The following is a 9,972-nucleotide window of genomic DNA, read 5'->3' as shown; positions in this document are numbered from 1 at the left end:
CGGCCGCGCTGACCCTGATGGCCAAGGAGCGCGGGGGCATCCCGCTGGTCCAGCAGGTGCTGTTCTACCCGGTCACCGACGCTGATTTCGACACCGGTTCCTACCGCCAGTTCGCCACCGGCTACTTCCTGCGCCGTGATGGCATGCAGTGGTTCTGGGACCAGTACACCACCGACGAGAACGAACGCGCCGAGATCACCGCTTCCCCGCTGCGCGCCACCACCGAGCAGCTCACCGGCCTGCCTCCGGCTCTCGTGATCACGGGCGAGGCCGATGTGCTGCGGGACGAAGGTGAGGCCTACGCGAACAAGCTCCGCGAGGCGGGCGTCGCGGTCACGGCCGTGCGATTCCAAGGAATCATCCACGATTTCGTCATGCTCAACGCCCTGCGCGAGACCCGTGCCGCCGAGGCCGCCATCACCATGGCCGTCAACACCCTGCGTACCGCACTGCACGCCGGCTGAGATCGAGGAGCGAATCGGGACACGCGGCCACGAGACGGGGCAGCCAGCGCGGCTGGCCGTTTCGACGGCACCACCCGGTCGGTTCGCTGCTGGGCAAGGGCTCGTGCGCTGACGGGCGCACTGCCGGTGTTGCGCGGACCTACGGTCGTCGCGCGGCGGCTTCGACAGCACACACCGAGAGCCGCGCTGACGAGAGGGACGGGCATGAGCGAGCAGACGGACGTGGTCGTGGTCGGCTTGGGGCCGGGCGGGGAGCACGTCGCAGGCACGCTGGCCGAGGCCGGGCTGGATGTCGTCGCGGTGGAGGCCGAGCTCGTCGGCGGCGAGTGCCCGTACTGGGGCTGCGTGCCCAGCAAGATGATGATCCGCGCGGGCAACCTGCTGGCCGAGGCCCGCCGCGTGCCGGGCATCGCCGGGGACGCGTCCGTCCGCCCGGACTGGGGCCAGGTCGCCGCGCGCATCCGGGGTGAGGCCACCGACGATTGGAACGACCAAGTGGCCGCGGACAGGCTGACCGGGAAGGGAGCGCGGCTGGTCCGCGGCTTCGGGCGGCTGACCGGACCGCGCCAGGTGACCGTCGACGGCCGCACCTTCCAAGCCCGGCGGGGCGTGGTCCTGGCCACCGGTAGCCGGCCGCGGATCCCACCGATCCCAGGACTGGCTGAGACGCCGTACTGGACAAACCGGGACGCCGTGGCGGCGAAGGAATTGCCCGCCTCGCTGACCGTGTTGGGGGGCGGGGCCATCGGCGTGGAGATCGCCCAGGTCTTCGCTCGTTTCGGCTGCCGGGTCACGGTCGTCGAAGGCCAGGAACGCCTGCTGTCCGCGGAGGAGCCGGAGTCCGGGCGGCTTGCGGCGGACGTCCTGCAGGCGGAGGGCGCCACCGTGCGGACGTCCGTGCGCGCCGAGCGGGTGAGCCACGACGGCGCAATGTTCACCGTCCACCTCGGCAGCGGGGAGTCGGTCGGCGCGGAGCAGCTGCTCGTCGCCACGGGCCGGCGCGTCGAGCTGGCCGGGCTGGGCGTGGACGCGGTTGGGATCGACCCCGCGGCGGCAGCGGTCGACACCGATGGGCGGATGCGCGTCGGCGACGGGCTGTGGGCGGTCGGCGACATCACCGGCCGGGGCGCTTTCACCCACGTTTCGATGTACCAGGCGCAGATCGCGATCCGCGACATCCTCGGGTTCCCCGGTCCGGACGCCGACTACCGGGCGCTGCCCCGCGTGGTCTTCACGGACCCGGAGATCGGTGCCGTGGGGTTGACCGAGCAGGCGGCCCGCGATCGGGGCCTGCAGGTGCGCACCAGCCTCGTTCCGCTTTCCTCCGCCACCCGCGGCTGGATTCACAAGGCGGGCAACGAGGGATTCGTCAAGCTGGTCCAGGACCTCGACCGCGGCGTGCTGGTCGGTGCCACGTCGGTGGGGGCGGCGGGCGGCGAGGTGCTGTACGGACTGGGGGTCGCCGTCCACGCGGAGGTGCCCGTTGAGCGGCTCCGGAACATGATCTACGCCTACCCCACCTTCCACCGCACCGTCGAAGCCGCGCTCGCGGCCCTCGGCTGATCGGCGCACCGTGGCTCATCTGCACAGCGGAGCCAGGTGGCGGGTCATGCGAGCCCGTGATCCCGGCGAGAAGCACCGGGTGTCGACGTCGCTGGAACTGCTCTTCGACCTGTGCTTCGTGGTCGCCATCGGCCAGGCGTCCCTGGGTCTCCGCGACGCGGTGACCGGCGGGTACTACGTGGCGGGTGTTCTGCACTTCGCGATCGTGTTCTTCAGCGTGTGGTGGGCGTGGATGAACTTCACCTGGTTCGCGTCCGCCTACGACCCGGACGACATCCCGTACCGATTGACTGTGCTCGTCCAGATCACCGGGTCGCTCATCCTCGCGGCCGGCGTGCGGCGGGCGTTCGACGGAAACGATCTGAGCGTCATCACGCTGGGATACGTCGTGATGCGCATCGCGTTGGCCGGGCTGTGGTTGCGCGCCACGAGAGCCGACCCCGTTCGGCGCAGGACGACGCTGCGCTTCGCCGTCGGGGTGATGGTCTGCCAGGCCGGCTGGGCGGGACTGCTGTTCGTCCCGGACGACATGCGCCTGCCGGGCATCGCGGCGCTGGTGGTGGCGGAGGTGTCCGTCCCGGTGTGGGCGCAGTCGGCCGGGATGACCCCTTGGCATCCGCATCACATCGCCGAGCGCTACGGGCTGTTCACGCTGATCGTGATCGGCGAGTCCGTCGCCTCTGCCACGGCCGCGGTCCGCACCGCCCTCGACGAGGGGCGCGGCACCGGAGCGCTGTGCGCGGTGGCGGCCGGCGGTGTGCTCATGGTCTTCGCCATGTGGTGGCTGTACTTCGCCCGACCCGCCCACACCCTGCTCGCCAGCACGCACCGGGCCCCCGGGAACCGGTTCTTGTGGGCCTACGGCCACTACCTGATCTTCGCTTCGGCGGCTGCCGTTGGAGCGGGCCTGGGGGTGAGCGCCTACCAGGTCGTCCACCGCACGGACGTCGCCCCGGAAGTCGCGGGTGCCGCAGTCGCGGTGCCGGCGGTCGTCTTCCTGATCACCGTGTGGGCATTGCACTTGCGGCCCCACCGGAGAAGCACAGGGGAGTCGGTGCCGTTCCTCTGCACCGCCGTCCTCATCCTCCTGACCGTCTTCACCCCGGTCGCGGCCCTGCCTACGGGAATCCTGCTGGCTGTCCTGGCCGTCGTCACGACGACCGGCGGCCGCCGGCTCCAGGACGGTTGACGGCTGGTCCGGAGGCCGGGGCGACCGGCGACGCCCGAGAACCAGCCCATTGCGGTTTCTCGGGCGGGGCCGTCCGGCGGCTGATCCGGTCGAGCGCGGAGAACCCCGCGATCGCTGGGACTTTCCTTACGCGCCAGGCACATTCGGGAGCCGCTGAGCGCCAGTGCTTGTGCTCGCCGTCGATTCGGGTAGCGCATCGCCCCTAGAGCGTGCATCGAAAGTGGATCTTGACCCGCGGCGGCCGTCCGCCGAGGTTCGACCCGGAGGACTACAAGGCCCGGCACTCGGTCGAGTGCGCCATCAATCGCCTCAAAAGGCGCCGTGCCTTGGCCACTAGATACGACAAGCTCGCTGTCCGCTACGAGGCGACCGTCCTCGTAGCGGCCATCAAGGAGTGGCTGTGACCAGCACGATCTGTTAGGTGACGCTAGATGGCTCGGTGAGTCTGGGGTTGCGTCACCACAGTCAGCTTCGCTGGATGCCGGCGAGCAAGATGTCCGCAAGTTTGTCGGCGTAGTCGTCAGGGTTGATGTGGGGGTGGCTGGTTCCGAGGTATCCGAGCATCATGTCAATCGCGCCTTGGTAGGTGATGGCCATCACGCGCGTGTCGAAGTCGCGGAGGGTTCCCTCGGTTTGGCCGCGTCGGAACAGCGACTCTTGTGCTTGGTAGGTCTCTTCGTAGTCTTCAAGTGTCAGCCGCTGCGTGCCATCGGGGTGACGCAGGTTGTGAACGATGCGGTTGAGTGCGGTGAGTTCTCCCCGGTGGGTGACGGTCAAGGCCGCAATTCGGCGCAGGGCTGCGCGAATGATGTCCGGGACGGGCTCGGCCAGGTCGAGCGAGTTCGCGATGCGGTCGCGGATGGTTGTCATGGTCGCTTTGGCTGTGGACTCCATCAGGTCGTCCTTGTCGGCGAAGTAATGCCAGATCAGGCCCTTGGAAACGCCGGCCCGCTCGGCGACGCGAGTCAACGACAGGCCGTCGTAACCGCAGTCGGCGAGTTCCTTCACGGCTGCGGCCATGATCTCTGCCCGGCGTTGATTCTCGTCAAGTCGCTGCCGACGCGCGCCCGACCTGGTGGTTTGTGAGGACGAAGTAGCCATCCCTTCACTGTGGACCGTTGGTCCGGTCATCGGTCGACTGGCTGACGGTTCCGGCGAACCCGGACTGACAGGATCGCAAGGATCAGCATCATCGCAGCGATGACGAGCATCTCTACGCGCATCCATGTAGGGAAGACGCCAGGCAGCGCGGCCTCGACGAGATTCACCACCAGCAGGACACACCCGATGATGGTGAGTGCACGAAGACCGGAGGGATTCCCCTTGAGTGCCGCGCGCGTCCGCAGGGGCAGCACGATCGCGAACACGGCGACGATCACGGCGTGACCCCATGCCTCGTCGGTCGCCAGATGCCGTGCCGTCGCCGCCAGGACGACCAAGGCCACCAACGTACCCAAGGCCATTACCACGTAGGCGGCTACCAGTCGCTTGACCCCTGCGAGCGATAGAGACGCGAGTGATGCCGCCTCGCGCTCATCTCTTTCAGCGCTATTGACCATGCGGTCAATGCTATCTCTATTGACCGAATGGTCAATAGAAGGGGTGGTTGTGAACGAGCGGCCCCGGCTACGCGGGATTGCAGGCGCAGGGTGCAGGTAGCGGTGAAGGGAATCAGTTCGTGGTGTCGGTCCGGCAAAGCGATCACCAGAGCGCTGTCCGGCCGGGCCAGGTGGATACCCATCAGCATCCGCACCGCGGTGAGATCAGCTCGGCCGCCGCGGCCGCTTCGGCGCGGCGTTTCGCAGCGCGGGGCGAATCTGCGACGCCGATCGCGGAGTTGTGAGGTCGCCGTAGGACCGGCCGATGTGCGCCCTTTCCCGCCGGTGCATGGCATCTGTTCCCGCAGCGCAACGCGCGGCGTGCGGTGCTCCGTTCACTTCCAGGCAGGAAGTAGTTCGCTGCTGGGCAATACGGGGACGCCGGGGAGCCTTAACGTGCTGCTCGAGCGACCGAATCGGGCTGGTCCACCGACCCTGCCCGCTCTGCCGCCACGACCATCCGAACTTGCCGGAATCCGCGTCCCACAAGGGAATCCGGCATCGTCTTCTGGAGTCTGCCGAGGTGCCTGCAATGCCGGTCGGCGGGTTGGTTCCCCGCGCCGTCGACGATGCCGCGGACGTGATCGTCCGCAATGCGAAGATCTACACCGGGGACAGCAGCCGGCCGCACGCCGGTGCTCTCGCGATCCGCGACGGCCGCGTCACGGTCGTGGGGGACGACGCGGAGGTCGCTCCGTTCGTCGGTCCTGCCACCACCGTCGTCGACGCCCTCGGCAGACGCGTGGTCCCCGGCCTCAACGACGCCCATCTGCACGTGATCCGCGGCGGCCTCAACTACGTGCTGGAACTGCGCTGGGACGGGGTGACATCGCTTCGCCAAGCCCTGGCGATGTTGCGCGAGCAGGCGGCGCGCACCCCCAAGGGCCAGTGGGTGCGCGTGGTGGGCGGCTGGTCGGCCGAGCAGTTCGCCGAACGACGGCTGCCCACCCCTGCCGAGCTGAACGCGGCCGCACCGGACACGCCGGTGTTCGTCCTGCACCTGTACCAGTCGGCGATCCTGAACCGGGCAGCGCTCCGTGCCGTCGGCTACACCAGGGACACCCCCGATCCCAAGGGCGGCCAGATCGTGCGGGGCAGGAACGGCGAGCCCAACGGCATGCTGCTGGCCGCCCCGAGCGCGCTGATCCTCTACTCCACCCTCGCCAAGGCTCCGCTGTTGGAGGGCGAGGACAGGAAGACCTCCACCCGGTACTTCCTGCGCGAGCTGAACCGGTTCGGGCTGACCTCGGCGATCGACGCGGCCGGCGGCTTCCAGAACTTCCCCGACAACTACGGCACGGTGACCGAGCTGGCCAGGGACGGCCTGCTGTCGCTGCGCATCGCCTACCACCTGTTCCCGCAGACCCCCGGTCAGGAACTCGACGACCTCCGCCGCTGGATCGAGATGGTCCGTCCCGAGGACGGGGACGAGTGGCTGCGGTTGAACGGTGCCGGCGAGAACCTGACCTGGGCCGCCGCCGATTTCGAGAACTTCGCCGAGCCCCGCCCCGAATTGAGCGGGGACTACGAGACCGATTTCGAGAAGGCGGTGCGGCTCCTGATGGCGCACGGCTGGGGCTTCCGCCTGCACGCGACCTACGACGAGACCATCAGGCGCGACCTGGCGGTGTTCGAGAAGCTCGCAGCGGAGGGACTCTTCCCAGCCGGCAACAGGTGGCTGTTCGACCACGCCGAGACCGTGTCGCGGGACAGCCTCGACCGCATCGCGGCGCTCGGCGGGGCGATGTCCGTGCAGAACCGGATGTCGTTCCAGGGCGAGGCGTTCACCCGTCGGTACGGTTCCGGTGCCGCGGCGGAAGCCCCGCCGGTGCGGGCGATGCTGGAGCGCGGGCTGACCGTGGGCGCCGGCACCGACGCCACCCGGGTGTCCTCCTACAACCCCTGGGTCGCCCTGCACTGGCTGATCTCCGGCCGGACGATCGGCGGCCTGGCCATCCGGCCGCCGCAGAACCGGGTCGACCGGGAGACCGCGCTCGCGATGTACACCCGGGCCGGTGCCGCGTTGACCGGCGAGGAGGACGTCAAGGGCGTCTTGCGGCCGGGCTTCTTCGGCGACCTGGCGGTCCTGTCCGACGACTACTTCACCGTGCCGGAGCAGGAAATCCCGCACATCGAGTCGCTGCTGACCGTCGTCGGCGGCCGGATCGTCCACGCCGCCGCCGACTACGAGGGCCTCGACGAGGAACTGCCTCCCATCAGCCCTGTCTGGAGTCCCGTGGCGCACTTCGGCGGCTACCAGCGCACGGGCCTACCGGGCGTCCGCCAGGCGGAGCTGCTCGGCCAGGCCGTCGCGGAGTCCGAACTGCACCGCCAGTGGCGCGTTCGACGCGGCCTCGCCCCGGAAACCGCGAGCACGCCCTTCGACCCCTGCTTCGTGCTCTGAACTTCCGGCAGACGCCAGAACCCCGACACACCACCGCCCACCGGGCGGTTCACGTCACGACGTGGGCAGCAATCCGCGTCACCGCACATGGAAAGGCACACTCATGGCCGACATCAACAAGGTCACCGCGGCGCCCAGCCCCGACCTGCTGACCCCCGACAACTGCGCGGTGCTGTTCGTGGACCACCAGCCGCAGATGTTCTTCGGCACAGGCAGCGGCGACCGCATCGCGATCGTCAACGCTGCCGTTGGTCTAGCCAAGGCCGCCAAGGTTTTCGACGTTCCCGTCGTGCTCAGCACGGTGGCCGCCGAGTCCTTCTCCGGCCCGATCATGCCGCAGCTCCAGGCGGTCTACCCCGACGCTGAGATCATCGACCGCACCACGATGAACGCCTGGGAGGACACCGCCTTCGTCGAGGCGGTCAAGGCAACCGGGCGCAAGAAGCTCGTCATCGCCGGTCTGTGGACCGAGGTCTGCGTGGTCCTGCCGACGCTCTCTGCCATCGCCCAGGACTACGAGGTCTACGTGGTCACCGACGCGTCGGGCGGAGTCAGCCCGAAGGCCCATGAACACGCGATCCAGCGCATGATCCAGGGCGGCGCGATCCCGGTGACCTGGCTGCAGGTGCTCCTGGAGCTCCAGCGCGACTGGGCCCGCACTGAGACCTACGGCGCCGTGACGGACGTGGTGAAGGAGCACGGCGGCGCCTACGGCCTCGGCATCGTCTACGCGCAGGCCGTCATCGGCGCCCACGCCGCCGGCTGATTTCGCTTCCGGCACTCGACCGAGATCCAGGAACAGGAAAGACGCATTGGACACCGGACTGCTGATCCTCCGGTTGGTGGCGGGCCTCCTCATCGCCGGCCACGGAGTTCAGAAGGTGAGCTTCCGCCTCGGGGGCAACGGTCTAGCGGGAGGAATCGAGGAGTTCCGCCGCGACGGCTTTCGCGGTGGCTTCCTCACCGCGCTCGCGGCTGGTGCCGGCCAGATCGGTTCGGGCCTGTTCCTGGCCCTCGGGGCACTCACGCCGATGGCGGCCATGGTCGCCATCGGCGTGATGACCGTCGCGATCACCGTCAAGTGGTCGCACGGGCTTTGGGTGCAGAACGACGGCTACGAGTACCCGCTGGTGCTGGTCGTCGTCGCCGCGGTGCTGTCCCTCACCGGCCCCGGCCGCTGGTCGGCCGACCACCTGGCCGGGCTGACCGCCTGGCCGGTGTGGCTGTCGGTCGCGGCGATCGTGCTCGGCCTGGCTAGTGGCCTGCTCACCCGCGTGATCCTGCACCGCCCGCTTGCAGCTGAAAGGACGGCGCCCGATGCGCGCACTGCTGACTGACGTGGCCCGGACCCTGGTGCCGCCGCGTGGGGACCGGCACGGCCCGCTGCCGCCGCTGATGCTGGCGCTGACGGTGGTCACCGGCGTGATCGACGCGGTGACCTACCTCGGGCTCGGAAAGGTCTTCGTCGCCAACATGACGGGCAACGTGGTCTTCCTCGGCTTCGCCCTGGGCGGAGCCGTGGAGCTGTCCGCCCTGGCGTCCGTCGTGTCGTTGGTGGCGTTCCTGGCAGGTGCGCTCGCCGGAGGCCGGGTCGGCGTCCGGTTGGTGACCCACCGCGGTCGCCTGCTGGCCGTGTCCACCGGCATCCACGCGGCGCTGATGGCCGGGGCGACCCTCGCCGCGGTCATCGCCGCCGGGATCGTCACCACCCCGGTCCGGTACGTGCTGATCGTCCTCCTGGGGTTGGGCATGGGCATGCAGAACGCCGTTGCCCGGCGGCTCGGCGTCCCCGATCTGACCACGACCGTGCTCACCCTCACCCTGACCGGGCTCGCCGCAGACTCCAAGTCGCCCGGGGGCTCCGCGCCGCGGCCCGGTCGACGGGTCCTGTCCGTGCTGGCGATGTTCCTCGGCGCCCTCGTCGGTGCACTGTTCGTCCTGCACGGGCAGTTGGCGGTGGCACTCGGGCTGGCGCTGTTGCTGCTCCTGGCCACCGCGGTGACCGCGCACCGCCTCTCCACCCCCGACGCGCACTGGGCACCGCCGACGACTTGACCACGCCGGACGATCGGCTGCGCCCGGCAACGGCCCTTGCGCGAGCTCGGGCGGGGACGGCGCCCCGATCGTCGGCGCTGCGAGCGATGCAGGAGGGTCTGTGACCGACTACGGCTTGACCGACGGGCCAGTGCTCGAATCCGTTACCCGGGAATTCGCGGAGACCCACACCAGCCCGCCGGTCCCGCCCGACGTGGATCTGGCGGCGGCGCGGCGCCTCGTGACCGATCTGCAGGACAAGCCTCCGCTGGAGGAAACGGACACGTGCGCGCAATGGATCATGGGGCCCGCGAACCCGCACGGACGGATTCGGGTCAGGGTCGTCAGGCCGGCCGGCGACCGAGCGCGACCGCTGCCGGTGATCGTGTACCTGCACGGGCTCGGCTGGGCACTCGGGGACTCGGTCACCCATGACCGGATCCTGCGGTCGCTGGCCCTCGGCGCGGACGCCGCAGTCGTCTTTCCCGAGTACCACCTGGTGCCCCGGGCCCGCTATCCCGTGGCCTTGGAACAGTGCTACGCCGTGTCGCGCTGGGTCACCGAGGACGGGGCGAACCTGGGACTGGACAGCGGCCGCATCGCCCTGGCCGGCGACTCCTCGGGAGCCAACCTGGCTGCGGCACTGACCCTGATGGCGAAGGAACGCGGTGACGTGAGCTTCTGCTACCAGGTGTTGTTCTGCCCGGTCACGGATGCGGG

Annotated in this window: 10 protein-coding genes; 8 read left to right on the top strand and 2 right to left on the bottom strand. The window is 69.5% G+C overall.

The window, feature by feature from the left end; translation table 11 throughout:
• From BLW84_RS45430 to BLW84_RS45420, 3 genes are all read left to right on the top strand, one after another.
• Nucleotides 1-464, top strand: a 464-nt coding sequence (locus tag BLW84_RS45430) for an alpha/beta hydrolase fold domain-containing protein (protein ID WP_143061375.1), incomplete at its 5' end; no start/stop codon positions are given.
• 204 nt (nucleotides 465-668) lie between these two features.
• Nucleotides 669-2,027: a dihydrolipoyl dehydrogenase family protein gene (locus tag BLW84_RS45425; RefSeq protein ID WP_093278891.1), complete on the top strand. Its 1,359-nt coding sequence runs from the start codon at nucleotides 669-671 to the stop codon at nucleotides 2,025-2,027.
• Nucleotides 2,028-2,073: 46 nt separating this feature from the next.
• Nucleotides 2,074-3,216, top strand: a complete 1,143-nt coding sequence (locus BLW84_RS45420; RefSeq protein ID WP_093278889.1) for a low temperature requirement protein A — start codon at nucleotides 2,074-2,076, stop codon at nucleotides 3,214-3,216.
• 465 nt (nucleotides 3,217-3,681) lie between these two features.
• On the opposite strand, the gene BLW84_RS48275 is transcribed toward BLW84_RS45420, so the two are convergent.
• Together BLW84_RS48275 and BLW84_RS48270 are read right to left on the bottom strand one after the other, a co-directional pair.
• On the bottom strand, nucleotides 3,682-4,236 hold the full coding sequence (locus BLW84_RS48275) for a TetR/AcrR family transcriptional regulator (protein WP_177227077.1): 555 nt from the start codon (nucleotides 4,234-4,236) through the stop codon (nucleotides 3,682-3,684).
• A gap of 107 nt (nucleotides 4,237-4,343) precedes the next feature.
• Entirely contained in the window at nucleotides 4,344-4,775 is a 432-nt protein-coding gene (locus BLW84_RS48270; RefSeq protein ID WP_177227076.1) for a hypothetical protein, read from the bottom strand.
• Between the two features lie 571 nt (nucleotides 4,776-5,346).
• On the opposite strand from BLW84_RS48270, the gene BLW84_RS45405 reads away from it, so the two are divergent.
• The 5 genes from BLW84_RS45405 to BLW84_RS45385 form a co-directional block, all read left to right on the top strand.
• Nucleotides 5,347-7,218, top strand: coding sequence for an amidohydrolase (locus BLW84_RS45405; protein ID WP_177227075.1), 1,872 nt, complete (start codon nucleotides 5,347-5,349; stop codon nucleotides 7,216-7,218).
• 103 nt (nucleotides 7,219-7,321) lie between these two features.
• Nucleotides 7,322-7,984 carry a hydrolase gene (locus tag BLW84_RS45400; protein WP_093278884.1) on the top strand — a complete coding sequence of 221 codons (663 nt, stop codon included), beginning with the start codon at nucleotides 7,322-7,324 and terminating at the stop codon, nucleotides 7,982-7,984.
• Between the two features lie 46 nt (nucleotides 7,985-8,030).
• Nucleotides 8,031-8,555, top strand: a complete 525-nt coding sequence (locus tag BLW84_RS45395; protein ID WP_093278882.1) for a DoxX family protein — start codon at nucleotides 8,031-8,033, stop codon at nucleotides 8,553-8,555.
• The gene (locus BLW84_RS45390) at nucleotides 8,536-9,273 is read left to right on the top strand and encodes a YoaK family protein (protein WP_093278880.1); all 738 of its coding nucleotides are present in this window, start codon (nucleotides 8,536-8,538) and stop codon (nucleotides 9,271-9,273) included. The genes BLW84_RS45395 and BLW84_RS45390 overlap by 20 nt, the downstream gene beginning before the upstream one ends.
• 100 nt (nucleotides 9,274-9,373) lie before the next feature.
• The coding region (locus BLW84_RS45385; RefSeq protein WP_245761840.1) for an alpha/beta hydrolase at nucleotides 9,374-9,972 on the top strand (599 nt) is incomplete at its 3' end.

The organism is Saccharopolyspora shandongensis (assembly GCF_900106995.1).
Taxonomy (GTDB): Bacteria; Actinomycetota; Actinomycetes; order Mycobacteriales; family Pseudonocardiaceae; genus Saccharopolyspora; species Saccharopolyspora shandongensis.
Note: the sequence above shows the minus strand (reverse complement) of the source record. Positions and strands in the feature narration are given on the sequence as shown.

What these genes read in the sequence shown, in the direction of transcription:
- BLW84_RS45425 (WP_093278891.1), top strand. Translation starts at nt 669, where the DNA reads ATGAGCGAGCAGACGGACGTGGTCGTGGTCGGCTTGGGGCCGGGCGGG.
- BLW84_RS45420 (WP_093278889.1), top strand. Translation starts at nt 2,074, where the DNA reads ATGCGAGCCCGTGATCCCGGCGAGAAGCACCGGGTGTCGACGTCGCTG.
- BLW84_RS48275 (WP_177227077.1), bottom strand. Translation starts at nt 4,236, where the DNA reads ATGGCCGCAGCCGTGAAGGAACTCGCCGACTGCGGTTACGACGGCCTG.
- BLW84_RS48270 (WP_177227076.1), bottom strand. Translation starts at nt 4,775, where the DNA reads ATGGTCAATAGCGCTGAAAGAGATGAGCGCGAGGCGGCATCACTCGCG.
- BLW84_RS45405 (WP_177227075.1), top strand. Translation starts at nt 5,347, where the DNA reads ATGCCGGTCGGCGGGTTGGTTCCCCGCGCCGTCGACGATGCCGCGGAC.
- BLW84_RS45400 (WP_093278884.1), top strand. Translation starts at nt 7,322, where the DNA reads ATGGCCGACATCAACAAGGTCACCGCGGCGCCCAGCCCCGACCTGCTG.
- BLW84_RS45390 (WP_093278880.1), top strand. Translation starts at nt 8,536, where the DNA reads ATGCGCGCACTGCTGACTGACGTGGCCCGGACCCTGGTGCCGCCGCGT.